This window comes from Streptomyces sp. NPDC048516, from assembly GCF_043199875.1.
In the GTDB taxonomy this organism is placed as follows: domain Bacteria; phylum Actinomycetota; class Actinomycetes; order Streptomycetales; family Streptomycetaceae; genus Streptomyces.
In genome coordinates, this window is record NZ_JBICWS010000003.1 from 45,653 (window position 1) to 70,935 (window position 25,283).

The following is a 25,283-nucleotide window of genomic DNA, read 5'->3' on the forward strand; positions in this document are numbered from 1 at the left end:
CCTCTCCCGCACCAGCCGGTTCCGTCAGCAGTACGCAGCGGGCGACTGAGATCCCTCAGCCGAGTGATCAGTCCACCAGATCCCGCACCACCGCGTCCGCCAGCAGCCGTCCGCGGAGGGTCAGGACGGCGCGGCCCGCCTCGTACGGACCGGGCTGCAGGAGGCCGTCGGCCAGTGCGCTGGACGCCGCCCGCGCGCCCGCCGGGGCGAGGATGTCCAGGGGGCAGCCGTCCGCGAGGCGCAGTTCCAGGAGGATGCGTTCGACCCTGCGGTCCTCGTCCGAGAGGAGTTCGCGGCCGGCGCCCGGGGAGCGGCCTTCGGAGAGGGCCTGCGCGTAGGCGCCGGGGTGTTTGACGTTCCACCAGCGCACGCCGCCGACGTGGCTGTGGGCGCCGGGGCCCGCGCCCCACCAGTCGTCACCGGTCCAGTACAGCTCGTTGTGGCGGCAGCGGGCGGCGTCGGTGGTGGCCCAGTTGGAGACCTCGTACCAGGTGAAACCGGCAGCGGCGAGGCGTTCGTCGGCGATGAGGTAGCGGTCGGCGTGCACGTCGTCGTCGGTCATCGGGACCTCGCCGCGGCGGATCCGGCGGGCCAGCTGGGTGCCCTCCTCGACGATCAGGGCGTAGGCGGAGACATGGTCGGGGCCGGCCCCGATCGCGGCGTCGAGGGAGGCGCGCCAGTCGTCGTCGGTCTCACCGGGGGTGCCGTAGATCAGGTCGAGGTTGACGTGGTCGAAGCCGGCCGCGCGGGCCTCGGCGACACAGGCCTCGGGGCGGCCGGGGGTGTGCGTACGGTCGAGGATCTTCAGGACGTGCTGCTTGGCGCTCTGCATGCCGAAGGAGACCCGGTTGAAGCCGCCCGCGAGCAGCCCGTCGAGGTAGCGGGGGCCGACGGACTCCGGGTTGGCCTCGGTGGTGATCTCGGCGCCGGGCGCCAGGCCGAACTCCTCGCGGATCGCCGCCAGCATCCGGGCGAGGTCGGCGGCGGGCAGCAGGGTCGGGGTCCCGCCGCCGACGAAGACCGTCTCGACGGGACGCGGGTCGTCGCCCAGCACCTTGCGGGCCAGCCGGATCTCGTCCACGACGGTGTCGGCGTAGTTGTCGCGGGAGGCCAGGGCGCCGCCGGAGCCGCGCAGCTCGCTTGCGGTGTAGGTGTTGAAGTCGCAGTAGCCGCAGCGGGTCGCGCAGTACGGCACATGCAGGTAGAAGCCCAGGGGCCGGCCGGCGGCGGCCGCCGGCGTATGACCGGGCAGCGCCCCGTCCTCGGGCATCGGCTCACCATCGGGCAGTGCGGAAGGCATGGGAACCATTGTCCGTCATGGCGGGGCGGTGCCGGTCCGGACGCGGTGTGCCCTACGGCACCTGCGACACCTACGGCACCTGCGCCACCTGCGCCACCTGCGCCACCTACGGCGCCACGGGCCCGGCCGCCGCCTGGAGGACCAGCAGGGCCAGGTCGTCGTCGGGCGGGACCGGTCCGAAGGCGTGGACGGTGTTGCGGATGTGGTCGGCGAGGGCGGTGGCGCCCAGGCCCGCGCCCGCGGCGAGGGTGACGGCCAGGCCGTCCTCGTCGTCGAAGAGCCGCCGCCCCGAGCGCCGCTCGGTCACCCCGTCGGTGACGCACAGAAGCGTTTCCCCCGGGCAGAGGTCGAACGATTCGCTGACGTACGCGGCGTCCTCCACCACTCCCAGCAGCATCTGCGGCGCGGCGACGACCCGGACCGTGCCGTCCGTGCCCAGCACCAGCGGCAGCGGGTGGCCGGCGCTGGCGAGGGTGCAGCGGGCGCCGCCGGAGCCGCCGGGGTACGGGACGATCTCGCCGTAGAGCAGGGACAGGAAGCGGGCCTGTTCGCCCTCCTCGCGGATCTCGACCGGCGACTCGGCCCCGGCGCCGGCCGCCGCGACCGCCGCCGCGACCGCCGCGACCGAGTCCGCGGCCTCCCGTGCCATGGTCTTGTTGAGCCGGTCGAGCACCGCGGCCACCCCGAAGCCGTCCCGGGCCAGCAGCCGCAGCACCGGGCGGGCCAGCCCCGTCACCGCGGCCGCCTCGGGCCCGCTGCCGCAGACGTCGCCGAGGGCGAAGCACCAGCGGCCGTCCCCGGCGTCGAAGAGGTCCCAGAAGTCGCCGCCCGCCCAGGCGCCCTCGCGCGGTTCGTAGACCACCGCCGACTCCACGCCGGGTACCTGCGCCCGGCCCCGCGGCAGCAGCCGGCGCTGAAGGACCTGGCTGATGCGCTCCTGGCGGCTGTAGGCCCGGGCGGTGGCGACGGCGCGGGCGACCCGGCGGCCCAGGTCCTCGATCAGCCCGACCACCTCGTCGGGGAAGCGCAGCAGCCCGCCCCGGCCGAGCAGCAGGGTGCCGAGGCGGCGGCCCCCCGCGACCAGGGGGCAGGCGAGCGCGGCGCCGCCCGGCCCGTAGCCGCCCGGTTCGTACGGCCAGGGCCAGGGGACCGCGCCGGGCGCACCGCTGGGCGAGCTGCCGGCCGGCAGCTCCGGCGGCTGCTTCTCCAGGGCCGTACGCAGCGCGTCGATCCGGCTCTCTGAGGTGTGCCAGACGCGGGCGAGCCGCTGTTCCTCGCCGTCGGCCGCGATGCCCCGGCCGGGGGCGCCGCTGTCGCCGTCGTAGAGCCATACCGCGCACCATTCGGCGAGCCGCGGCACGATCAACTGGGCGGCGAGCGAGGTGACCTGATCGGCGTCGAGCTGGCCGGAGAGCAGGTCGGACGCTTCGGCGAGGAAAGAGAGGGCGCCGTTGTCGACCCGGTCGGCCTCGTGGTCCGGCCGGGCGGACCGGCGCGGCGCCGGGGCCAGGAGCTCGGCGGCCCGCAGCCCGCGCTGCAGCAACTGGTCGTCGCAGGCGAGCTCCGGCTCGGGCCCGGCGCCGTCCCGGGCGCCGACGGGCAGCCGGAACCAGACGGTCTTCATGGCCCGGCGGTAGGTGATGCCCCAGGATTCGGCGACGGCGCTGATCAGCTGGAGGCCGTGGCCGCCGTTCTCGGAGGCGGCGCTGTCCTCGTGGGCGCGGACCGGCTGGGCGGGGTGGTGGTCGGAGACCTCGATGACGATGCCGGGGCAGGGGCCGGGTGCGCCGTCGGGACCGGTGCCGGGTGCGCCGTCGGGGCCGGTACCGGGTGCGCGGTCGAGGCCTGCGCCGGGGGCGTACGCGGGCGGCGCCGGGTATGGCCGGCCGCTCCGGCTCCCGTCGGGCTCCCCGTTCCGGCCCTCGGGGGGCTCCCCGTTCCGGCCCTCGGGGGGCTCCCCGTTCCGGCCCTCCAGGGGCTCCCCGTTCCCGCTCCCCGAGGATTCCGCGCCCGGTTCCCGCTCCGGCTCCAGCCGGCAGCGCAGCTCGACGGTGGTGCCCGCGTGCACGACCGCGTTCGTCACCAACTCGCTGACCAGCAGCACGGCTTCGTCCGCGAGCCGGCCGGTCAGGCTCTCCGCGCCGGCCAGCCCCTGGTCGGCCCAGTCGGCGAACGCGGCCCGGACGAAGCGGCGGGCGGCGGCAGCGGCCTGCGGATCACCGGGCAGGCTGGCACACCGGGAACGGTCCGCGGCCCCCTCGGCAGGCCCGGCAGCGGGTCCGGTCACCGAGCCGGTCCCGGCCGCGGGTCCCGTCGCGGGCCCGGCCGCGGTCGCGCCACGCGACCCGCCCGCCCTCGCCATGCGCGTCGCCGTGACGCCGTCGTCCCGTGGAGACGAAGTTGTCGTCCGCATTGAGCAACTCCCGAGCAGCTCCGCTACAGCGCCGGATGCGCCAACGACAGAGTGACAGAACGAGCGCGGACATAAGCACGGAGTCACAGAAGTAGGTGGTCACGGGGGCCAATTCGGCTGACGCGCCGAGGGAGTTGGCCGACGGGCACCAAGCGGCACCCGGGGGGCCTGTACGGACCATCCCGGCGGCAGCCGCGGTCCCTGCCGCCCGCCGGCTTCACCCGTACGGGCGCAGCGGTATGCGACGCGACGCGGCGGCCCGTAGGAACGCGGCGATACGGGGACGCGCCGGCCCGTACGAGCGCGTGCGATACGAGGACGCGCCCACCCGTACGGGCGCGACGCCACGCGACCGCGTGCGCGCCGCCCCGTACGGGCGCGGCGGTACGGGACGCGCCGACCCGCCCCGTACCGCCGTGTCCTTGCGGCTACGCCTCGCGCGTCCCCGCGTACATCTCGTCGAGCAGGTCCTTGAACACCCGCTCCACCACCGGCCGCTTGACCTTGAGGCTGGGGGTCACCTCGCCGTGCTCGATGTCCAGGTCGCGCGGCAGCAGCCGGAACTTGCGGATCTGCTGCCAGCGCTGCAGTCCCTCGTTGACCCGCTCGACATAGCCGTCGATCAGCTCGCGGACCTGTGCGGTCGCGACGACCTCGGCGTACGTCCTGCCCTCCAGGCCGTGCTCCTTGGCCCAGGTCATGATCGTCGGCTCGTCGAGGGCGATCAGGGCGGTACAGAAGTTCCGGTTGGCGCCGTGCACCAGCACATTGGAGACGAACGGGCAGACCGCCTTGAACTGACCCTCGACCTCGGCGGGCGCGATGTACTTACCACCCGAGGTCTTGATCAGGTCCTTCTTGCGGTCGGTGATCCGCAGATAGCCGTCCGGGGAGAGCTCACCGATGTCACCGGTGTGGAACCAGCCGTCCTCTTCCAGCACCTCGGCGGTCTTGTCCGGCAGGCCGTGGTAGCCCTGCATGATGCCGGGGCCGCGCAGCAGGATCTCGCCGTCCTCGGCGATCCGCACCTCGGTGCCGGGCAGCGGCTTGCCGACCGTTCCGGTGCGGTAGGCCTCGCCGGGGTTGACGAAGCTGGCGGCGCTGGACTCCGTCAGGCCGTAGCCCTCCAGGATGTGGATACCGGCGCCGGAGAAGAAGTAGCCGATCTCAGGCGAGAGCGCGGCCGAGCCGGAGACCGCGGCGCGCAGCCGCCCGCCGAACGCCTCCCGCAGCTTGGCGTAGACAAGGGCATCGGCGATCTTGTGCTTGGCGCCGAGCGCGAACGGCACCGAGGCGTTGCCGGTGCGGCGGAAGTTGTCCTGTGAGACCTTGGCGTACTCGCGGGCCACCTCGGCCGCCCACTGGAAGATCTTGTACTTGGCGCCGCCGCCCTGCCGGGCCTTGGCCGCGACACCGTTGTAGACCTTCTCGAAGATCCGCGGCACCGCCGCCATGTACGTGGGCCGGACGACCGGCAGATTCTCGATGATCTTGTCGACCCGGCCGTCCACGGCGATCACATGGCCGGCCGCGATCTGGCCCGCGGTGAGCACCTTGCCGAAGACATGCGCCAGCGGCAGCCAGAGGTACTGCACGTCCTCCTCGGTGACCATGCCGGTCGACGGGATGGCCCGCGCCATGTACGCCCAGCAGTCGTGCGGGAGCTGTACGCCCTTGGGGCGGCCTGTGGTCCCGGAGGTGTAGATCAGCGTGGCCAGCTGGTCGGCGCGCAGTGCGGCGACCCGCTCCTTGACGCACTCCGGGTGGTCCTCCAGATAGGCGGTGCCGCGCTTCTCCAGCTCGGCCAGGGTGAGCACCCAGCCCTCCGGATCGCCCTCGGCGGGCTCCGCGCCCGCCTCGTCGATGACGACGACATGCGCCAGCCCGGGCAGCTCCGCGCGCCGCTCGCGCGCCTTGGCGAGCTGTCCGGCGTCCTCCGCGATCAGCACCCGGCTTCCGGAGTCGGCCAGGATGTAGGCGGTCTCCTCGGCGTTGGTGCTGGGGTAGACCGTGGTGGTGGCGGCGCCCGAGCAGAGCACACCGAGGTCGGCGAGGATCCACTCGACGCGGGTATTGGCGGCCAGCGCCACCCGTTCCTCGGGCAGTATGCCGAGCGCCATGAGCCCGGCGGCCACGGCGTAGACCCGTCCCGCGGCCTGCGCCCAGCTGATCGACTTCCAGTCGTCCGGTCCCGGTCCGGGGGAAGGGACCGGATAGCGATAGGCCTCGATATCGGGCGTGGCCGCGACCCGTTCCAGGAAGAGATGCGCCACCGAAGGCGGCCGGTTTTCGATCAGCGTGTGGGTGTCCGTCACGGCGTCCTCCGGGGCCCGCTTCGATGCTGGTGACTCGCGAGTAACCTTTGAGCAGTGATCAGACTAAGGCGCGAGACGCCGACGCGTAAGAGGCTACGGCCGACTGGTTAAGGATGTGACCAGTGCGATAGGTGTACGTAGCACGCGCAACGCCCGATAGCGAGCCGCGCCGATCGCCCGCACAGGGCCGCCCCGGGGCACTCCGGCCCGCCACCGACCGCCGCGACCCGCCGCGACCACTGCGAACCACTCCGGAACGGCCCCCTCCGGATCGCTGCGGATCGCTCCGGATCGCTGCGGGTGGGATGAATCACAGCTTCCTCACCCCGGCCGCACCGGCCGCCGCGTCCGCCCCGGCCGCCACGTCCGCCGCGCCCGCCCCGTGCTTCGCCTTCCCTGTCTCCGGCGACCGGGGAAAGCCGGCGGGCGCCGACCCCCTCCCCGGGGGCCGGCGCCCTGCCTTCCGCAGCGGCCGTCACGGACGGCGCAGCGCGACACGCCTGATCTTCGCGGGCGACGCGCTCTACTTCTTCGTCTTCGCGGGCGAGACGCTCTACTTCTTCGTCTTCGCGTCGCCGTCGGAGTCCGAGGACAGCACCGCGATGAAGGCCTCCTGGGGGACCTCCACGCTGCCGACCATCTTCATCCGCTTCTTGCCTTCCTTCTGCTTCTCCAGCAGCTTCCGCTTACGGGAGATGTCACCGCCGTAGCACTTGGCGAGGACGTCCTTGCGGATGGCGCGGACCGTCTCACGGGCGATGACCCGGCTGCCGATGGCGGCCTGGATCGGCACCTCGAAGCTCTGCCGCGGGATCAGCTCCCGCAGCTTGGCGACCAGCCGCACGCCGTACGCGTACGCCTTGTCCTTGTGGCAGATCGCGGAGAACGCGTCGACCTTGTCGCCGTGCAGCAGGATGTCGACCTTCACCAGGTCGGCGATCTGCTCGCCGGTGGGCTCGTAGTCCAGCGAGGCATAGCCGCGGGTCTTGGACTTGAGCTGGTCGAAGAAGTCGAAGACGACCTCGGCGAGCGGGAGGGTGTAGCGGATCTCGACCCGGTCCTCGGAGAGGTAGTCCATGCCGAGGAGGTTGCCGCGGCGGTTCTGGCACAGTTCCATGATCGCGCCGATGAACTCGCTGGGCGCCAGGATCGTGGCCCGGACGACCGGCTCGTGCACCTTGTCGATCTTGCCCGTCGGGAACTCGCTCGGGTTGGTGACCTCGTGCTCGACCCCGTCCTCCATGTCGACGCGGTAGACCACGTTCGGCGCGGTGGCGATCAGGTCGAGGCCGAACTCGCGCTCCAGGCGCTCGCGGATGACCTCCAGGTGCAGCAGGCCCAGGAAGCCGACGCGGAAGCCGAAGCCCAGGGCCGCGGAGGTCTCGGGCTCGTAGACGAGCGCCGCGTCGTTGAGCTGCAGCTTGTCGAGGGCGTCACGCAGCTCGGGGTAGTCGGAGCCGTCCAGCGGATACAGCCCCGAGAACACCATCGGCTTGGGGTCCTTGTAGCCGCCCAGCGGCTCCTCGGCACCCTTGTTCAGCTGGGTGATCGTGTCACCCACCTTGGACTGCCTGACGTCCTTCACGCCGGTGATCAGGTAGCCCACCTCGCCCACGGACAGCCCGTCGGCCGCCTTCATCTCGGGTGAGTTCGTACCGATCTCCAGCAGCTCGTGTGCGGCGCCGGTCGACATCATCCTGATGCGCTCGCGCTTGCTGAGCGTGCCGTCGACGACCTTCACGTAGGTCACGACGCCGCGGTAGGCGTCGTAGACCGAGTCGAAGATCATCGCGCGGGCGGGGGCGTCCTTGACGCCGACGGGGGCCGGCACCTCGCGGACGACCTTGTCCAGCAGCTCGGCCACGCCGACGCCCGTCTTGGCGGAAACCCGCAGCACGTCCTCGGGCTCGCAGCCGACCAGGTTGGCCAGCTCGGCGGCGAACTTCTCGGGCTGGGCGGCCGGCAGGTCGATCTTGTTGAGGACGGGAATGATCGTGAGCTCGTGCTCCATCGCCAGGTAGAGGTTGGCGAGGGTCTGGGCCTCGATGCCCTGAGCGGCGTCGACGAGGAGGATGCAGCCCTCGCACGCGGCGAGCGAGCGCGAGACCTCGTAGGTGAAGTCGACGTGGCCCGGGGTGTCGATCATGTTGAGGATGTGGGTCGTCCCACTTGCCTCTTCACCCTCGGTGGGGTCCCAGGGCAGCCGGACCGCCTGGGACTTGATCGTGATGCCACGCTCGCGCTCGATGTCCATGCGGTCGAGGTACTGCGCGCGCATCTGCCGCTGGTCGACGACACCGGTGATCTGGAGCATCCGGTCGGCGAGCGTCGACTTGCCGTGGTCGATGTGCGCGATGATGCAGAAGTTACGGAGGAGGGCCGGATCGGTACGGCTCGGCTCCGGCACGTTCGTAGGGGTCGCGGGCACGCAGGGTCCATTCAGTGAACGCGGGTAGGCGGGACTCGGGTATATGACGTCTCCCCCATCGTCCCATGACCCGGGGGCCCGGTCCGGTTTGGGCGGGGCGAGGTGGGTCCGGGGGCTCGGGCGGGGTGGTCCGGCGCGGGCGGGGGCTCCGGTCCGGTTTGGGCGGCCGTAGACCCTGCTGGTAGCCTGGTCCACTGCGCTTCGTGCCCTCTCACGTACGAGGCGCCACTCGAAACTCCAACGAACCTGAAAAGGCTCTTTCGTGGCGAACATCAAGTCCCAGATGAAGCGGATCAAGACCAACGAGAAGGCTCGTCAGCGCAACAAGGCTGTCAAGTCCACTCTGAAGACCGCGATCCGTCGCACCCGCGAGGCTGTGGAGGCCGGTGACCTGCAGAAGGCCACCACCGCCCAGGCCGCCGCTGCCAAGACGCTCGACAAGGCCGTCAGCAAGGGTGTCATCCACAAGAACGCCGCCGCCAACAAGAAGTCGGCGCTGGCGAAGAAGGTCGCGTCCCTCAAGGCCTGACCTTCCTACGGAGGAGGTCATCGGCCGGTCCCGGTCTGACCTTCCTCCACCGCAGCATCCGTAGTACCCCTGTCGACAGGGACCCAGCGGCCCCTCTCTCCGCTCCCTGACCGATGCACCACCGTGCCGCACACGGCCTGCGTTCGCCACGCGGGTGCGGCACACCCGGCCCACTCGGCGTAACCCGCCGACCAAGCCGCAACAGCTTGATACGAAGGCCCCGCCTCACCCCTTCCCCAGGGGTGAGGCGGGGCCTTCTCTCTTTCGTCAGGCCTGGCCGGGGTGGGTTTGGGCGGGGCGGGTTTTGCGTGGGCCGGGTTTGCGTGGGGCGGGTTTTGTGCGGGGCGGGTTTGCGTGGGGCGGGTTTGCGTGGGGCTTTTGGTGCGGGAGCTTTCCCACGGGGCCTTCGTTGTGGAGTTCCATTGCGGGATTCATTGCGGGATTCATTGCGGGAATGCTTGTGGGATTCTGTTGCAAAGAGGCGTGGACGGCGGAATGTGTTGCGGCTTTCCCTCGCCAGGCTCCTGCTGTGGGGCCTTTACTGTGCGGCCATGTGCGGCCATGACTTGCGGTGCCATTGCTGCGGGGATATCGCTTCGGGGCAGTTGAGGCAGCAGCTCCCCGGCTCGCGACAGGGGGCGAAGGTGGCGGACGTGGCGTGAGCTTGCCGGTGGGGCAGATCGGCCGCATTTCGGCCTGCTCACCATGGGGGAAATTCTGTGCCGCAGAGCCGGGTTCGCTTTCCGCGGGGTCCGCTACGCTGCGGCCATGTCTCATTCGGGGGACCAGAACAATCCGTACGCCCAGCCGCAGCCGAACCCATACGGTCAGGTGCCCGCACTCCAGAATCCGGTGCCCACACCACAGAATCCCTACGCACAGCAGGCCGTACCTCCAGGGCAGGCCGGCGGCTACGGCTATCCGGCGCCCGGCGTACCCGCCCCGCCCCTGGGACCACCCGCGGGGGCTCCCGTCGCCGCACCCGGTGGCGCGGGCGGTGGCACGTCCGGCTGGCTCTGGGCCGTCGGCGGGGTGGTCGCCGCGTCCGCGATCTGGGCCTCGGTGTTGTTCGCCACCGGGGGCTTCTCCTCCGAGCCCGCCCCCGACCTCGCGGGCTACGCCTACACGGGCGATCTGTGTGCGGACACCTCGATGACACCCTTCGAGGACGCCCGCTACAAGGCCAAGGCGAGCACCGGAACGGCCCCGAAGGACGCCAACCCGCAGCACAGCGGCGCCCAGCTGAAGTCCCTGGACACGATGACCTGCAACGTCTCGTTCGAGCAGGACGGCGCAAGCACCTCCGCCTACTCCTCCACCTGGCTCTACAACACCGCCACGCTGCACAAGGAGACCGACCCGACGCCGGAGTTCGCCGACGGCTACCGCTCGTACGAGAAGCAGGACACCTCGGTCGGCTACCGGGTCGAGGCCGTACCGGGAATCGGTGACGAGGCCTATCTGGTGACCCGCAAGGACGACGGCGGCACGAGCAGCAGCTCGTATGTGATCCTCGGCGTCCGGGACGGCTGGATGACGTACCAGTCGACGTGGTCGAGCTATGCGTCGAGCAGCGGCAGCGACAGCGGCAAGCAGCCGACGGCCACCGAGGTGGCCACGATGCTGAAGACCAGCGCGAGGGAAACGCTCAGCCGGCTGCGCCCAGAGCGCTGATCACGCCGACCACCGTCTTCGATGACGGTCTGCCTGCACAGGTGCCGCACCGGCGCGGGCTCCGACAACACCGCCGACGCCGACGCCCACCACATCGCCGACGCCCACCACATCGCCGGCGTCGGCACCAGCGCCGAAGCCGCCCGGGATCGCGCTGCTGAACGCCCGCGCCGACAACGAGGATCGGGTGTCACCGTGAACGGGCCGCCCGGGCAATGGCCACGACGGCCTTCTCCAAGGCGTACGCCGGATCGTCCCCGCCGCCCTTCACCCCCGCGTCGGCCGCTGCCACCGCGCGCAGCGCCGTGGCCACGCCGTCCGCCGACCAACCGCGCATCTGCTGCCGTACCCGGTCGATCTTCCAGGGCGGCATGCCCAGTTCGCGGGCGAGGTCGCCGGGGCGGGCGCCGCGCGGGGCGGAGGCCAGCTTGCCGATGGCGCGGACGCCTTGCGCGAGCGCGCTGGTGATCATGACGGGGGCGACGCCGGTGGCGAGGGACCAGCGCAGTGCTTCCAGCGCCTCGGCGGCCCGGCCCTCGACGGCACGGTCCGCGACGGTGAAGCTCGAGGCCTCGGCCCGGCCTGTGTAGTAGCGCGCCACGACGGCCTCGTCGATGGTGCCCTCGACATCGGCGGCCAACTGCGAACAGGCCGAGGCCAGCTCACGCAGATCGCTGCCGATGGCATCGACCAGCGACTGGCAGGCCTCGGGCGTCGCCGAACGCCCGGTCGCACGGAACTCGCCCCGCACAAAGGCCAGCCGGTCGGCCGGCTTGGTCATCTTGGGGCAGGCCACTTCCCGCGCCCCGGCCTTGCGGGCGGCGTCCAGCAGCCCCTTCCCCTTGGCGGCGCCGGCGTGCAGCAGCACCAGCGTGATCTCCTCGGCGGGCGAGCCGAGATACGCCTTGACGTCCTTGATGGTGTCCGCGGAAAGGTCCTGGGCGGCGCGCACCACGACGACCTTGCGCTCGGCGAAGAGCGAGGGGCTGGTCAGCTCGGCCAGGGTGCCGGGCTGGAGCTGATCGGGAGTGAGGTCGCGCACATCGGTGTCCGCATCGGCGGCCCGGGCAGCCGTCACCACCTGCTGCACCGCGCGATCCAGCAGCAGGTCTTCCTGGCCCACCGCGATCGTGACGGGGGCGAGCGGGTCGTCTTGAGCTGTCTTCCTGGCCATCGCGTCCAGCATCCCACGCCCCACTGACACCCCGGCCCGGGCGGCTCCGGCACCCCGGCCCGAGGCCGCTCCGGTGCCCCCGGCGGACCACTCGGGGCCCCTGCCTGACGGCGGCGCCGTCCCCATATCGGACAATGGACGGGTGAATGACGCTGCCCCACACCCACCGCACCTCCGGCACGTTCTGGTACTGCCCGACCGCGATGCCGCGGAAGAGGTGGCCGAGGCCCTGACCGAACGCTTCGGTGTCGCCGAGGAGCCCCAGCTCGTACGGGACGCCCTGGCCGGTGAGGACGACGCCGAGGACGCCCAGTGGCTGGTGGTGGTCGAAGACCCGGACGCCGCCCACGACCCGGCGCACCTGCACGACCTCGCGGCGGAGTACGAGGGCTGGCGCGAGGCCGAGTGACGACGGGGCCCCGCGGGGGCCAGGGAGCCGTGTGACCCGCGGGCCTAAGCGCCGGCGCCGGGCGCCCGCACCGCGCCGACCCGGGGCTCCCGCTCCAGGACAATCCCGAAGTGCTCCCGGTAGGCGGCAAGGACCTCGCCCTCGCCCAGCTGACGCTCGTCCCGTGCACCATCCGCCCCGGTGGTCACGAGGCTACGACCGGAGAGCGTGACCCGGCCGGTCCCGGTCAGCCGTGAGCACACCAGGGACCGGGTGAAGTGCGACTTGGGCGAGGTCTGGTGCCACCAGCAGCCGGCCTCGAAGTCCGCGTAGGCACGCGGCCGTTGTTCGAGGCGGTACTGCGGATCGCCGTCCCTCAGGACATCCAGGTCTCCCTCACTCGTCTCCTCGATCCGGAACACCCCACCGGGATCGGCCTGCTCGGCACGGCTGTCCCAGCGCAGCGGAAAGTGGCTGTTCCTGCCGAAGCCGACGTCCGCCAGCCATGGACCACTCGGCGTCTGTACGCGCAGCGCGAGGTGGTCGTACGGAATTCCGGGCCCGTCGGCGCCGAACACGCGGGCGGAAAGCAGCTCGACCTCGTAGCCGAGCGCACCCAGGAGCAGCGCGAAAGCGCCGTTGAGCTCGTAACAGAAGCCGCCCCGACGGGCGCGGACGATCTTGTCCAGCAGCGGCTGCTCCGCGAGCACGATCTCTTCGCCGAGGTGGATGGAGAGGTTCTCGAAAGGGACGGTACGCAGATGACCGAGGTGCAGCGCACGCAGCGCCTCGGCGTCCGGGGCCGCGGTGCGGGCGGCACCGATCCGGTCGAGGTAGGCCTCGGCGGCAGCGGTGTCCATCAGGGGCGGGTCCTCTCCGAAGCGGGCCGGCGGCGTCCTTCGAGCCCGGTCGGCCGCACACAGCGGTGAAGGCCCCGTTCGACGCCTTCACCCCTCCTCATGATCTGGATCCTACGGATCCTGATTCAGCAGCAATCGTGCTACGTCCTGGCCCGCACTGCCTGCTCGGTCCATGGCCTGGTGCACCACACAGCCCCACCGGCGGCCTGCTGCGGCCCGCTGAGCTGCACAATGCCGTCGACCAGCGCGGCCGGCCGCCCGGGGTCGCCGCCGCCTACGGGGCTTCTCCGCTGGGTTCGGGGAGGTGCACGGAGGCGCCGCCGTCCGGCCCGGGCGCAGCCTCCTGAGGCGTGGTGGACCCCGGAAGGCTGCGTATTCGGGGGAAGAGCCCGGCCGGTAGCTGTGGGAACGGAGGCGGCGGCGCCCGGTCAGGCGGTTCCCGACGAGGCGAGCACGAGGACGGGCATGTGACCGGCGGCGGTCGGGCCTGTACATCAGGGCTCGACGGGCGTCGGGCCGATGGCCACCAGGTGGACGGTCGCCGGGCCTACGGCCACGGGGTGGACGGCCGCCGGGCAGGCCGCCACCGGGTGGACGGCCGCCGCCTGGACGTGCCGCGCCTCTCCGGTCCGTTACCGGGCGGGACCGGCTGCTCCGGCCGGGGGCCGGACCTGCCCTGGTCCGGTGGCCGTTGACCGTCGCCGACAGTCTCGCCGTGGTGCCCAGGATCGCGATGGCTCCGTCGGTGTCCGTCCGCAGCACCCGGGCGCCTTGGGCGCGCAGCGCCGCGATGGTGCGGGGTGCCGGATGGCCGTACGGATTGCCGATACCGCAGGAGATCAGCGCCAGGCGCGGCGCCAGCCGATGCATCAGCGGCGGGTCCTGATAGGCGGAGCCGTGGTGTGCCACCTTCAGGACATCGACGCCGCCCAGCTCCGGGTGGGCCGCCGACAGCGCGCGCTGTGCAGGTGGTTCGAGGTCACCCAGCAGCAGAAGGGACAGGCCGCCCGTACGGACGAGCAGGGTGACGCTGGCGTCATTGGGGCCCTCGAGCTCGCCGGGACCGACCGGTTGGCTGGTGAGGTCGGCGGGGTCACCGGGGCCGGGGAGAGCGGGCGGAGCCGGCGGCCAGAGGACCTCCCAGGTGAGTGGGCCCAGGTGGCGCCGCTCCCCCGGTACGGCGCGGATGACCGGCACCCGTGCCGCCGCTGCCGCACTGCGTACGAACTGCGCCTGCCCCGGAGGGTCTTGCAGCGTCGTGGTCTCGATCGCACCGACCGCACGGCCGCGGAGCGCCCCCGGGAGTCCGTCGACATGGTCGGCGTGGAAGTGTGTCAGGACCAGGAGCGGGATTCGGCGGATACCCAGGTCGGTGAGGCAGCGGTCGATGGCCTGGGGCTCGGGTCCGGTGTCCACCACCAGCGCCGTACCGTCCCCGGCTGCCAGCACCAGGCCGTCGCCCTGCCCCACGTCACACACCACGGCCCGCCACCCCGGTGGCGGCCATCCGGTGAGGACGCGGGTGAGCGGGGCGGGGCGGCACACCGCCAAGATCATTGCCATTACACACAGCAGGCACAGCCAGGGACGACGCAGCACCCTGCGGACGACCGGTACCAGGGCCACCATGGCAGCCGCCAGCACCAACCCGCCGCCCCAGCCACCCGGCCAGTCGAACTCCGCCCCCGGCAGCGCCGCCCCCGTACGGGCGACGCCGGCGATCCACTCAGCCGGCCAGCCCGCGCACCACGACAGTGCCTGCGCGGCCGGCAACGCGACCGGGGCGACGGCGAGGGCCGCGAAACCCAGCACCGTCGCGGGGGCCACGGCCAATTCCGCCAGCAGGTTGCAGGGCACAGCGACCAGGCCCACCCGGGCCGCCAGCACGGCAACCACCGGCGCACAGACCGCCTGGGCAGCGGCCGCGGCGGCAATCACCTCGGCGATCCGAGGCGGTACCCGGCGCCGTTGAAGGGCGGCACTCCAGCGTGGCGCGAGCAGCAGCAGCGCGCCGGTCGCCAGCACGGACAGCAGAAAGCCATAACTACGGGCTAGCCAAGGGTCGTAGAGGACCAGCAACAGGACCGCGGCGGCGAGGGCGGGGAGCAGCGAGCGACGGCGGCCGGTGCCGATGGCCAGCAGTGTGATCAGCCCGCAGGCGGCGGCCCGCAGCACACTCGGGTCCGGGCGGCACACGACGACGAAGGCGAGGGCGAGCGCACCGCCGACGACGGCCGTGCCGCGCAGGGACAACCCCAGGCGTGGTGCCAGCCCGCGGCGCTCGGCGCGCGTCGCGAGGTGGGGCGGCCCGATCAGCAGGGCGAGCACCATCGTCAGGTTGCTGCCGGAGACGGCCAGCAGATGCGTGAGGTCGGTGGCACGGAAGTCGTCGTCGAGATCCGGCGGCACGCGTGAGGTGTCTCCCACCACGAGGCCGGGCAGCAGGGCACGGGCATCGGGGCGCAACCCGTCGGTGGCCTCGCGCAGCCCGGCACGCAGGTGCCCTGCCAGCCGTTGCAGGGGAGAGGGGGCGCCGGCCTTGACCGGTGGCGCCTCGGCGGTGACCCGGAGCACGGCGGCCACCTGGTCGGCCGGCGAGAGCGGTGGCGCGGCGCGCGCCACCACCCGGATGCGTGTCGACGGCAGCAGCCCGCGCCACGCCGACGACCAACTCTCCTGAGCCTCGGGGCCGCGCGCTTCGCCGCCCCCTCCGCGCGGCTGTACGACCACCAGCACCGGGGTGCGTAGGGTGGTGACCTCACCGCCCGCTGCCGTGACCCGGACGGCATCGGCCGTGAACACCAGTACCGGGGGCGTGCGTTGGGAGCCTCGCACCTTGGGGCGGGTCAGTCGTGGATCACCACTTACTTCCAGCTCCGCCGTGAGTCCCGCATAGCGCTCCGCCAAGGCCGGCAGCGGTCCGCGCCGCACATCCGACGCATGCAGCGCCGCGGCCGCGGCCCCCGCCGCAGCACACAGCAGCACCGCGGCCAGGGCCACGAAAGCCCCGGCCGACCAGCGGCGGGGAGAGCGCGGCCGGAGCGGCCCCAGCCCTCGCCGGACAGCTCCCGTCTCCGGCCCGGCGCAGGGCCGCCCCTCCCTCTCCGCAGCACACCCGGCCCTGCGCCGGACCACAGCCATCCGCCACGCGGACAGCGCGAGCACCATGGCCGCGCCGCAGACCACCGTCACTCCCCAGCCGGGGGCACCCAGTCCGATCACCGCCCCCGCCCAGGCAGCCAGCGCGGGCGCGACCAGCCGCAGATCGGCCGGGCCCTCTTGATGCGGGTCCGAGGCACCGTGCGACGACGCCGCCGTGGCGTGCACGGTGGCGCGGAGACCGGTCACGGCTGGACCAGGGCGCGCAGATCGGCGAAGCGGCGGTCACCGATGCCCGTCACCTGGCGGAGCTGGTCCACCGAGGTGAACCCGCCGTGCTCGGTGCGGAATTCGACGATGTGCCGGGCCAGGACGGGCCCCACTCCGGGGAGCGAGTCGAGCTGCTGCTCGGTCGCCGTGCTGAGGCTGACCGGTCCGGCCGGCCCCCCTCCGGCCCCCGGCGACCCGCTTCCCGGCCCGCCTGCCCCCGGGCCGGTGGGCCCGGCAGCGCCCCCGGCGCCCGCGGCCGCGCCGACCACGATCTGTTCGCCGTCGGTCAGCAGGCGGGCCCGGTTCAGCCCACCGGTGCTCGCTCCCCGCAACACCCCGCCCGCCGCCTGCAGCGCATCGATCACCCGCGACCCCTGCGGCATCCGGTGAATGCCCGGATGCCGGACCTTGCCCGTGACATCGACGACCAGTTGCCCTCCCGCGCCGCCCGGCGGACCGTGCGCCATCGCTGCGGCGGACGACGACGGCAGTGAGGGTGGGTGCGGCGCGGGTCCGGGCGCCGTCCGTTCGGCCGCCGGGGCCCGTACCGGTTCGGGACGACCGGCCCAGAAGTGCTGTACGGCCAACCCCAGCGCCAGCACGAGCACCAGGACCAGGGCGGCGAGCATCTTCGGGTCGGCGCCGCACCGTAACTGCACCCAGAGCGGCAGCCGTTCGCGTACGGCAAGCCATACCCGCTCCCGTCGGCGCGGCCCCGGTGGATCGCACCCAGGAGGCGGCGGACCGTGCCCCGGAGGCGGCGATCCACCCCCGGCCACCGCAGCCCCACCCCCGCCCGGCCCGGTCCCGGCACCCGGCCCCGCGTCCGCCTCCGCACCTGCACCCGCAGACACACCCGCACCCGCACCCGCACCCGCACCACCGAAGATTGCCGCGGCCCGGTCCCGTACCCGCGCGCGCTCCCACTCCCGCCGCTCCGACGCACCGAACGGAGCCAGGGAAGCAGCGGCGGCGAACGGCGGAGCGGAGGCAACGGACGGAGCGGACGGAGCGGACGGAGCGGACGGAGCGGAAGCAGACGATGAAACCGGGGAATCCGGGGAAGCCAGGGAAGCCGCCCACTCAGATCGAAACGAGTTCATACCGATCGACGCTAAGCACGTCGCGCAGATCTCGCCGAGCTGCCGCAATTCCGGTGGAGAAAGGCCGAGTTGTGGAAAATTCCGTCACCCACAGGAGCCCCCACCGCTCCCCCTCACCGCGACGAAACCACGACCCCCAACAGCCCCGGCCCCGTATGCGCGCCGATCACCGCGCCCACCTCGCTCACCAGGAGCTCGTTGAGTCCCGGCACCCGCTCCCGGAGCCGCTGGGCCAGAGCATCCGCGCGCTCCGCCGCGTCGAGATGGTGCACCGCGATGTCGACCTGACCCTCGCCGGCCTGCTCCGCGGCGAGCTCCTCCAGCCGTGCGATGGCCTTGGACGCCGTACGGACCTTCTCCAGCAGCTCGATCCGCCCGTCGGTCAGCTGAAGGAGCGGTTTGACGGCGAGCGCGGAGCCGAGCAGCGCCTGGGCGGCACCGATACGGCCGCCGCGGCGCAGATAGTCGAGAGTGTCGACGTAGAAGTAGGCGGAGGTGGCGGCGGCACGCTTCTCCGCGGCAGCCACCGCTTCGTCGATGCCCCCGCCCGCCTCCGCCGTCTCTGCGGCGGCGAGAGCGCAGAAGCCGAGGGCCATCGCGACCATGCCGGTGTCCACGACGTGTACGGGTACCGGCGATTCCTTGGCCGCCAGCACCGCCGCGTCGTACGTACCGGAGATCTCCGAGGACAGATGGAGCGAGACGATGCCGCTCGCACCGGCCGCCGCGACCTTGCGGTAGGTGTCCGCGAACGTCGTGGGCGCGGGCCTGGAGGTCGTCACCGGCCGGCGCTTCTGGAGTGCCTGGGCGACGGATCTCGCGGAGATCTCGGTGCCCTCTTCCAGGGCCTGGTCCCCCAGGACGACGGTCAGCGGAACGGCCGTGATGCGGTGACGCTCGACAGCCGTCCGCGGCAAGTAGGCCGTGGAATCGGTGACGATCGCGACATGGCGGGACATGACTGGGAGGTTATCCGGGGATCCGGATGCCGCACAGTGCGGGCCCCTCCCCAAGATCTTCCAGGTTTCCCCAAGGCTCTGCCAAGAGGGCGCCGGAGCATGCCGTCCCCGTCCCTGTCACCATCCCTGTCCTCGGATCCGCGATCCGCGATCTGCGCGGCACCGCTGACGCTCCGGGCTCTTCCTCTCCGTCTCCCTCTCCCCCGGGCCCCGCCCCGCCCCCACCCACCCCCTCAACCTCGCCGACGTCTTACGGCCTCACCTGGTCGTGCCCTCCGTTGGTCGTGTCCTCCGTCCGTGGCGCGCGTGACGTCCGTGTCCGTGGGGCCTTCTCCCACGGGTAGGACGGCTGGGTGCGCGGGTCACGGGCGGTGAGCGCCTGCGGGTCCTCGGGGACCGGCCCCGCGGAGTGGCCGCCCCCGGACGCCGTAGCCCGGCCTGGCCGGACACCGGCGTCCGCGACCCCGCCGGTGGCACGCGCCCGTGACGGCCCCTCCGCAGGCGGGTGTACGGGCTCCCGCAGTGGGTCAGCGGCATCCTCCACCCGGGTCCAGTGGCGCAGCGCCCCCGCCTCGACATCGATCTGGTCGCTCAGCGCCGCCAGATCGTCGTCCGCGAACTTGCGGGCACGGTCCCGGGCGGCCCAGCGCAGCGACTCCGCGGAGTGCGTGATCCGTTCCAGGCACTCCCTGAGCTCCGGGAGGCGCGCTCCGATGGTGGCCCGGTCGGGCTCGCGTTCGAGCCGCTTGAGTTCGTCGTCAAGCTCATGGCCGTGGGCGCTCAGCCGCTCGAAGAGCCCGATCGCCTCACTCAGGGAGGCGTCCTCGGAGGAGCCGCCACGGAGCGCTTCCTGGGTGGCGCGCATGGACGTACGCAGCGAGAGCCGCAGCTGTGCGAGTTCGCCGACCACGCCGGGCTGGGCGAACTGCCGGGCGCGGAGGCTGGTGTCCTCGACGGTTCTGCGGGCCTGGGCGACGGTGCGGTCGACGCCGCGCTTGGCCGCCGTCACGGCCTTGACCGTGACGAACACGCCTGCCAGGACGAACAGCACGAAGAGCAGCCCGACGATGGCGACAGCAGCTTCCATGGGCGCTCCCCAGACGTGTCGGCGGCGCCGGTTCCTCGCCTGCGCCCTTGTCCCTCCACGGTAAACGGCTCGGGCAGGCCACGGGTTCCGAACGAACCCCCAACCTGCCCGTAGGGGAAACCACCCATGGCGCCGACGCGGCAGCGACAGCGACGAGACGGCAGCGACCAGAAGCCCAGCCAGGCAGCGGCAGCGGCAGCGGCAGCGGCAGCGACAGCGGCAGCGACAGCGACAGCGACAGCGACCAGAAACCCGGCCACCGGAGCGGCACCACACAAGCTCCCCGGCCGGCCACCACCCCCGCGCAGCCCACCGGCCGAAGCCCACCGGCCGAAGCTCCCCGGCCGGGCGCCCGGGACCCATCGCGGCCCCGGCCGCCCTCCCCGACCTACGCCGGCACGATGTTCACCAGCTTCGGCGCCCGGACGATGACCTTCCGGATGCCCGCGCCGTTCAGCGCCGCGACCACGGCGGGCTCGGCCAGTGCCGTGGCCTCCAGGTCCGCGTCGGAGATCGACGGGGAGACCTCCAGGCGGGCCTTGACCTTGCCCTTGATCTGCACGACGCAGGTCACGGCCTCGTCGACGACGTACGCCGGGTCGGCCACCGGGAAGTCCGCGTGCACCACGGTGTCCGTGTGGCCCAGCTTGCGCCACAGCTCCTCGGCGATGTGCGGGGCCAGCGGGGCGATCAGCAGCACCAGCCGCTCGGCGACCGTGCGCGGAATCGGGCCGCCCGCCTTGGTCAGGTGGTTGTTCAGCTCGGTCACCTTGGCGATGGCGGTGTTGAAGCGCAGGCTCGCCAGGTCCTGGCCGACACCGTCGATCGCCTTGTGCAGGGCCCGCAGGGTGGCCTCGTCCGGCTCGGTGTCGACGACGGTGACCTCGCCGGTCGCCTCGTCGACCACATTGCGCCACAGACGCTGCAGCAGGCGGTACTGGCCGACGACGGCCCGGGTGTCCCACGGCCGCGACACGTCCAGCGGGCCCATCGCCATCTCGTACAGGCGCAGGGTGTCCGCGCCGTACTCCGCGCAGATCTCGTCGGGGGTGACCGCGTTCTTCAGGGACTTGCCCATCTTGCCCAGGACGCGGCTGACCTTCTCGCCCTGGTAGTAGTAGCCGCCGTCGCGCTCCTCGACCTCGGCGGCCGGAACGGCGATGCCGCGGCTGTCCCGGTAGACGAAGGCCTGGATCATGCCCTGGTTGTACAGCTTGTGGAACGGCTCGGAGGACGAGACATGTCCCAGGTCGTGCAGCACCTTGGACCAGAAGCGGGCATACAGCAGGTGCAGCACGGCGTGCTCCGCGCCGCCCACGTACAGGTCGACGCCGCCGGCCGGCTGACCGTCGCGCGGGCCCATCCAGTACTGCTCGATGTCCGGGGCGACCAGCGCGTCGGCGTTGTGGGGGTCCAGGTAGCGCATCTCGTACCAGCACGAACCCGCCCAGTTGGGCATGGTGTTCGTCTCGCGGCGGTAGCGCTTGATGCCGTTGCCGTCGCCCAGGTCCAGGTCGACATGGACCCAGTCCTCGTTACGGGACAGCGGGGTCTCCGGCTGGGTGTCGGCGTCGTTCGCGTCGAAGGTGCGCGGGGAGTAGTCCTCGACCTCGGGCAGCTCCAGCGGCAGCATCGACTCGGGCAGCGCGTGTGCCACGCCGTCCTCGTCGTAGACGATCGGGAACGGCTCGCCCCAGTAGCGCTGCCGGCTGAACAGCCAGTCGCGCAGCCGGAAGTTGACGGTGCCCTCGCCGATGCCCTCGGCGGCCAGCCAGTCGGTGATCTTCGCCTTGCCCTCGGTCACCCCCAGGCCGTCCAGCGAGATCGCCTTGCTCGACGAGTTGACGATCTTCGCGTCGTACGAGGCGAAGGCGTCGTCCCAGGCCGAGGGGTCGGTGCCGCGGTCGTCCGACGGCTCGACCACACAGCGCATCGGCAGCTCGAAGGCGCGGGCGAAGGCGAAGTCACGGCTGTCGTGCGCGGGGACGGCCATGATCGCGCCGGTGCCGTAGCCCATCAGGACGTAGTCGGCGATGAAGACCGGGACCTGCTCGCCGCTGACCGGGTTGGTCGCGAAGGCGCCGGTGAAGACGCCGGTCTTGTCCTTGGCCTCGGCCTGCCGCTCGACGTCCGACTTGGAGGCGGCCTGCTTGCGGTAGGCGGAGACGGCGTCGGCCGGAGTGGCGTGGCCGCCGGTCCAGACGTCGTGGGTGCCCTCGGGCCAGGCGTCCGGAACGATCGATCCGGTGCCGGTGCCGGTGCCGTTGTCGGAGCCGGCGACCAGCGGGTGCTCAGGCGCCAGCACCATGTACGTCGCGCCGAACAGGGTGTCCTGGCGGGTGGTGAAGACGGTGATCTTGTCGTCGCCCACCGGGAAGTCGACCCGGGCGCCCTCGGAACGGCCGATCCAGTTGCGCTGCTGCAGCTTGATGGCCTCCGGCCAGTCCAGCGCGTCCAGGTCGTTCAGCAGGCGGTCGGCGTAAGCGGTGATGCGCATGTTCCACTGGCGCAGCTTGGCCTTGAAGACCGGGTAGTTGCCGCGCTCGGAGCGGCCGTCGGCGGTGACCTCCTCGTTGGCCAGCACCGTGCCCAGGCCGGGGCACCAGTTGACCGGCGCGTCCGAGGCGTACGCCAGGCGGTACTCGCCCAGGACGTTGGCGCGCTCGATCGGGCTCAGCCCGGCCCAGGGCCGGCCGTCGGGGGTCTGCCGGGTGCCGGCCTCGAACTGGGCGACCAGGGTGTCGACCGGACGGGCCGCGTCCGCTTCCGGGTCGTACCAGGAGTTGAAGATCTGCAGGAAGATCCACTGGGTCCACTTGTAGTACGCCGGGTCGATCGTCTCGATCGAACGGCGCTGGTCGTGGCCCAGGCCCAGGCGGCGCAGCTGGCGCCGCATGTTCACGATGTTGGCCTCGGTGGAGACCCGCGGGTGGGTGCCGGTCTGCACCGCGTACTGCTCGGCGGGCAGGCCGAAGGCGTCGAAGCCCAGGGTGTGCAGGACGTTGTGGCCCGTCATGCGCTGGTGGCGGGCGTAGACGTCGGTGGCGATGAAGCCCAGGGGGTGCCCGACGTGCAGGCCCGCGCCCGACGGGTACGGGAACATGTCCATGATGAACTTCTTGGGGCGGGCCGCCACCGCGGCGTCGCCGGCCGGCTCCCCGGTGGGGTTCGGGGCCTCGTAGGTCCCGTCCGTCTCCCAGAAGTCCTGCCAGCGGGCCTCGATGTCGGCGGCCAGCGCTGCCGTATAGCGGTGCGGTGCTGCCACCTCGGCAGCAGTGGTCGTCTCGCTCATCGTCCTCAAAGCTCCATCGATCGTCTCTGCCTGCGGAAACGCGCCACAATCCCGGCACGCCGGAAACAAAAAGACCCCTCGCACAGGAGGGGACGCCGCGCCGATTCCGACGGGTTCTGTCATCCGTCGGTACTGATCAGCGCGGCCCGCTAAGCAGAAGGCGTACGGCACGCATGGCGTCAGGGTACCGCAGGGCGTACGAGGCCCGCGCTGAGGATTCCCCCAACACGGGCCCCGCCCCCGTTACCCCTCACGCCCGCCGCCGCCCCACCGGGGTCACGGACGGCACGGGGAGGCGGTGCCGCGCGCCCGTGTCAGGGGCGGTAGGAGCTCACGTATCCGGCGCCCGGCGAGCCCACGCCCGTGACGTCGTCGTAGCCGACGCCCGCGTGCAGCGAGCTGTCCTTGCCCAGGCTGCGCAGCGAGGTCGTGGTGCCCTTGCTGCTGTCGACACCGTTGACGTAGTCGACGCGGACGACGGCCAGGTCACGGCCGGCGCCCAGCGGGTGGTCGGTGACGTCGTGGTAGGCGGCGGTGCCGTAGCGCTGGTAGATGGCGGGGTTGGCGAAGCCGATGGCGACGCCGTGCCGGGCCTGCTGCGCGAGCGCCTGGACTCCGGCGATCACCGGTGCGGCCAGCGAGGTGCCGCCGATGCGGTACTCGTCATAGCCGAGCTTTCCGTCCGGCAGGGTCTGGGTCTGGCCGACGAGGAAACCGGTGTTGGGGTCGGCGACCGCGGCGATGTCCGGAATGGTGCGCATCGCGCCGCCGCCGTTCGCCTTCGCGAGCCCGTCCGGCACGACGCCGCGCTGGTAGAAGGGCTGCGCCACACTCTTGCTGGTGCCGCCGCCGGCGCCGCCGTTGAAGGCACCGGGGAATCCGGTCCAGTCGTTGCCGTCCTGGGAGAGCCCCGCCTTCATGGTGCCCCAGCCGGTCTCCCACTGGTACGCGTCGTGCTTGCCGACGGCCAGGGAGGTGCCGCCGACCGCGGTCACCCAGGGGGAGTTCGCCGGGCTGTCGACCTGCTTGGTGCCCGTCTTGGCGACCTCGTCACCGTCGTCGCCGGAGGAGAAGTAGAAGCCGATGCCCTGCACCGCGCCCTGCTGGAAGAGCTGGTCGTAGGCGGCTGCCACGTCCGGGGTCTCGTTCGCCTCCAGGTCGCCCCAGGAGTTGGAGACCATGTCGGCGAGGTGACCGTCGACGACCTTGCCGAGCGAGTCGATCAGGTCGTCGTCCATGCAGGAGGCGCCGCCGACGTAGACGATGTCGGCGTCGGGGGCGACCGCGTGGACGGCCTCGACGTCGAGGGTCTCCTCGCCGTACCAGCCGGCCGCGCCGCACTCCTCGATGTGCGTGTAGTCCTTGGGCAGCACCTGGGAGAGCTGGCCGCGGCGGTAGCGGGGGTCCCCGTTACGGCCGGCGTAGGTGTCCGCGTCCTTGGCGATGCTCGGCGAGGCGTAGGCGTCGGTGATCGCGACGGTGACGTTCTTGCCGGTCCACTTCTTCGCCCCGTAGGCGGCGCGCAGCTGCTTGCCGGTGTAGCCCTTGATCGCGTACGGGGCCTTGTTCCCGTAGGCGGACGGCAGCTTCTTGTCCGTCTTGGAGCCGTAGTACGAGGAGAACGGGCCGGAGTTGCGGAAGACGCCTTCCGGCGGCGGCAGTTCGCTGGAGTGGTGCTTGGCGAGCCGCGGCGCGTTGTCCAGACCGGTGACCGTCAGGACCGCGTCGGCGAGCGGGGCGGGCGCGGAGGCGGTGGTGGACGGCGCGTGGTAAGTGTGGCCGCTCTTGCGGTAATTGTGCAGGTCGGTGGCGAAGGCGCGCTCGGCGGCTGCCGCGTCGCCCTTGACCGTCACATACCGGTTGCTGGTGCCGGTGACCGTCAGGCCGGACTTCTTCAGCCAGTCGGTCACCTTGGCTATCTGGTCGTGCGTGGCGCCGTAACGGGCCCGCACCTGGCCGGGGCTCAGGTACTTCCCGTACGCGGCGGAGTGCGGGTCGGACACGGCCCTGGCATAGTCCGCGAGCCCCTTGGCGTCACGGCCCGCCAGGTAGACGCGGGCGGTGACGCCCGCAGAAGCGGAGGTATCGCCCCGGTCGGCCTGCCGGGTGGCCCACAGGGGCTTGGTGCCCTGCAGTGCGTGCCGTCCGCCGTCGTGGCCCGCGGCGTCGGCGGCGGGTGCGCCGAGCGCGAGCGCACCGGCGACCAGCGGCAGCGTCGCTGCCCAGGCCAGACCGGCGCGGGCGCGCGGTGATCTGGTGCGGCTTGATCTCATGTAACCCCCTGCTGTGGCGATGCGGTGCGCTGCGGGGTGCCGCGCTGCGCCGGTGCGCGGGTGCGCGGCACCGCACAAGCGGTGAATGCGTGGGATGTGACGTTCACGCGATGCGCCAC

The 25,283-nt window shown here is 72.2% G+C and carries 14 protein-coding genes and 1 pseudogene; 3 read left to right on the forward strand and 12 right to left on the reverse strand.

From position 1 onward, the window contains the following. Positions 1-67 precede the first annotated feature (67 nt). From hemW to lepA, 4 genes are all read right to left on the reverse strand, one after another. A complete protein-coding gene (gene hemW, locus ACGFR7_RS07510) occupies positions 68-1,300 on the reverse strand; it encodes a radical SAM family heme chaperone HemW (RefSeq protein WP_393314370.1) in 1,233 nt (410 codons plus the stop codon). 106 nt (positions 1,301-1,406) lie between these two features. Then, complete coding sequence (locus tag ACGFR7_RS07515) at positions 1,407-3,587, reverse strand: SpoIIE family protein phosphatase (RefSeq protein ID WP_393314373.1); 2,181 nt, start codon at positions 3,585-3,587, stop codon at positions 1,407-1,409. Between the two features lie 554 nt (positions 3,588-4,141). Then, the gene (locus ACGFR7_RS07520; protein ID WP_393314376.1) at positions 4,142-6,028 is read right to left on the reverse strand and encodes an AMP-dependent synthetase/ligase; all 1,887 of its coding nucleotides are present in this window, start codon (positions 6,026-6,028) and stop codon (positions 4,142-4,144) included. A gap of 553 nt (positions 6,029-6,581) precedes the next feature. Further along, positions 6,582-8,456, reverse strand: coding sequence for a translation elongation factor 4 (gene lepA, locus ACGFR7_RS07525; RefSeq protein WP_393314379.1), 1,875 nt, complete (start codon positions 8,454-8,456; stop codon positions 6,582-6,584). Between the two features lie 262 nt (positions 8,457-8,718). On the opposite strand from lepA, the gene rpsT reads away from it, so the two are divergent. Continuing rightward, positions 8,719-8,985 carry a 30S ribosomal protein S20 gene (rpsT, locus tag ACGFR7_RS07530; RefSeq protein WP_327156985.1) on the forward strand — a complete coding sequence of 89 codons (267 nt, stop codon included), beginning with the start codon at positions 8,719-8,721 and terminating at the stop codon, positions 8,983-8,985. A gap of 768 nt (positions 8,986-9,753) precedes the next feature. Next, entirely contained in the window at positions 9,754-10,659 is a 906-nt protein-coding gene (locus tag ACGFR7_RS07535; RefSeq protein ID WP_393314383.1) for a hypothetical protein, read from the forward strand. A gap of 190 nt (positions 10,660-10,849) precedes the next feature. On the opposite strand, the gene holA is transcribed toward ACGFR7_RS07535, so the two are convergent. Then, the gene (gene holA, locus ACGFR7_RS07540) at positions 10,850-11,833 is read right to left on the reverse strand and encodes a DNA polymerase III subunit delta (RefSeq protein WP_393314386.1); all 984 of its coding nucleotides are present in this window, start codon (positions 11,831-11,833) and stop codon (positions 10,850-10,852) included. Positions 11,834-11,975: 142 nt separating this feature from the next. Between holA and ACGFR7_RS07545 the strand changes: the two genes are divergently transcribed. Then, complete coding sequence (locus ACGFR7_RS07545; protein WP_393314389.1) at positions 11,976-12,242, forward strand: hypothetical protein; 267 nt, start codon at positions 11,976-11,978, stop codon at positions 12,240-12,242. Positions 12,243-12,286: 44 nt separating this feature from the next. On the opposite strand, the gene ACGFR7_RS07550 is transcribed toward ACGFR7_RS07545, so the two are convergent. From ACGFR7_RS07550 to ACGFR7_RS07580, 7 genes and pseudogenes are all read right to left on the reverse strand, one after another. Then, entirely contained in the window at positions 12,287-13,081 is a 795-nt protein-coding gene (locus ACGFR7_RS07550) for an arylamine N-acetyltransferase (RefSeq protein ID WP_393314392.1), read from the reverse strand. Between the two features lie 699 nt (positions 13,082-13,780). Further along, positions 13,781-15,997, reverse strand: a pseudogene (locus tag ACGFR7_RS07555) (ComEC/Rec2 family competence protein); the annotation flags it as partial. Positions 15,998-16,425: 428 nt separating this feature from the next. Beyond that, positions 16,426-17,109 carry a helix-hairpin-helix domain-containing protein gene (locus tag ACGFR7_RS07560; protein ID WP_393314395.1) on the reverse strand — a complete coding sequence of 228 codons (684 nt, stop codon included), beginning with the start codon at positions 17,107-17,109 and terminating at the stop codon, positions 16,426-16,428. A 557-nt stretch (positions 17,110-17,666) separates the two neighbouring features. Further along, positions 17,667-18,512 carry a DegV family protein gene (locus ACGFR7_RS07565; protein ID WP_393314398.1) on the reverse strand — a complete coding sequence of 282 codons (846 nt, stop codon included), beginning with the start codon at positions 18,510-18,512 and terminating at the stop codon, positions 17,667-17,669. Positions 18,513-18,762: 250 nt separating this feature from the next. Further along, a complete protein-coding gene (locus ACGFR7_RS07570; protein ID WP_393314401.1) occupies positions 18,763-19,599 on the reverse strand; it encodes a hypothetical protein in 837 nt (278 codons plus the stop codon). Between the two features lie 388 nt (positions 19,600-19,987). Beyond that, positions 19,988-22,891, reverse strand: coding sequence for a leucine--tRNA ligase (locus tag ACGFR7_RS07575; RefSeq protein ID WP_393314404.1), 2,904 nt, complete (start codon positions 22,889-22,891; stop codon positions 19,988-19,990). 314 nt (positions 22,892-23,205) lie between these two features. Then, positions 23,206-25,164: a protease pro-enzyme activation domain-containing protein gene (locus ACGFR7_RS07580; RefSeq protein WP_393314407.1), complete on the reverse strand. Its 1,959-nt coding sequence runs from the start codon at positions 25,162-25,164 to the stop codon at positions 23,206-23,208. Positions 25,165-25,283: the final 119 nt, after the last annotated feature.

Coding starts and splice junctions, on each gene's coding strand:
- hemW (WP_393314370.1), bottom strand. CDS start 1,300: ATGCCTTCCGCACTGCCCGATGGTGAGCCGATGCCCGAGGACGGGGCG.
- ACGFR7_RS07535 (WP_393314383.1), top strand. CDS start 9,754: ATGTCTCATTCGGGGGACCAGAACAATCCGTACGCCCAGCCGCAGCCG.
- holA (WP_393314386.1), bottom strand. CDS start 11,833: ATGGCCAGGAAGACAGCTCAAGACGACCCGCTCGCCCCCGTCACGATC.
- ACGFR7_RS07550 (WP_393314392.1), bottom strand. CDS start 13,081: ATGGACACCGCTGCCGCCGAGGCCTACCTCGACCGGATCGGTGCCGCC.
- ACGFR7_RS07565 (WP_393314398.1), bottom strand. CDS start 18,512: ATGTCCCGCCATGTCGCGATCGTCACCGATTCCACGGCCTACTTGCCG.
- ACGFR7_RS07570 (WP_393314401.1), bottom strand. CDS start 19,599: ATGGAAGCTGCTGTCGCCATCGTCGGGCTGCTCTTCGTGCTGTTCGTC.
- ACGFR7_RS07575 (WP_393314404.1), bottom strand. CDS start 22,891: ATGAGCGAGACGACCACTGCTGCCGAGGTGGCAGCACCGCACCGCTAT.
- ACGFR7_RS07580 (WP_393314407.1), bottom strand. CDS start 25,164: ATGAGATCAAGCCGCACCAGATCACCGCGCGCCCGCGCCGGTCTGGCC.